The sequence below is a fragment of the Polaromonas sp. P1_G4 genome, from assembly GCF_056405475.1.
Window position 1 is genome coordinate 1 of sequence record NZ_JBFUCA010000954.1, and the last position, 810, is coordinate 810.

The 810-nt window shown below is 56.0% G+C and carries 1 protein-coding gene; it reads left to right on the forward strand.

Annotated elements, in window-relative coordinates; translation table 11 throughout:
* Window positions 1–49 precede the first annotated feature (49 nt).
* Window positions 50–667, forward strand: coding sequence for a 3'-5' exonuclease (locus tag AC1D1X_RS24695; RefSeq protein ID WP_477670428.1), 618 nt, complete (start codon window positions 50–52; stop codon window positions 665–667).
* Window positions 668–810: the final 143 nt, after the last annotated feature.

The window sequence follows — 810 nt, forward strand, 5'->3', positions numbered from 1 at the left end:
GGTTGATTTCATGGTGTTTTCATTTTTGGCGACCACACACACCTGAGCCATGAGCCGCATCGCCGTCATCGACTTTGAAACCACAGGCCTGTCGCCCGCGATGGGTGACCGTGCGACCGAAGTGGCCATCGTGCTGGTCGAGCACGGCCAGGTGGTGGACAGGTTTCAAAGCCTCATGAACGCGGGGCGCTATATCCCGTCCTTTATCGAAAGCCTGACAGGCATCAGCAACGCCATGGTTGCCGCCGCGCCTGTAGCCGAGAAAGTCATGGCCGAAGCAAATCGCTTTGTCGGCAACGCGCCCATGGTGGCGCACAACGCTTCTTTTGACCGCAGGTTCTGGGAGGCTGAACTAAGCCGCGCAGGGGAGACGGCAACCCAGCCCTTTGCCTGCACCATGCTGGTCGCCAGAAGACTGTATCCCCAGGCACCCAGCCACAAGCTCGGCGTGCTGATTGACTACCACCGCTTGCCTAAAGCCGGCCGCGCGCACAGGGCTATGGCTGATGCGGAGATGGCGGCATTACTGTTGCACCAGATACAGCATGACTTGCGTATCCGGCATCGTATTGCAAGAACTGATCACTCGGTTTTAATGGGACTGCAGCGTTGTGCGAAACCTGCTGTGCCTGCGTTTATTGCTCGGCATGCGGAGGTTTCCTTGTAATGGGAAATTGGCGTGCCGAGAATTCGATGTCTGATAGAAATACAGGGGGTTGACTATGGCGTTTGATGCCTTGGCCTATTTTTATGATTTTGAGGTTCCCGATTTTCCGCAGGAGTGGTTGCCGCTTACCTATCTATACGATC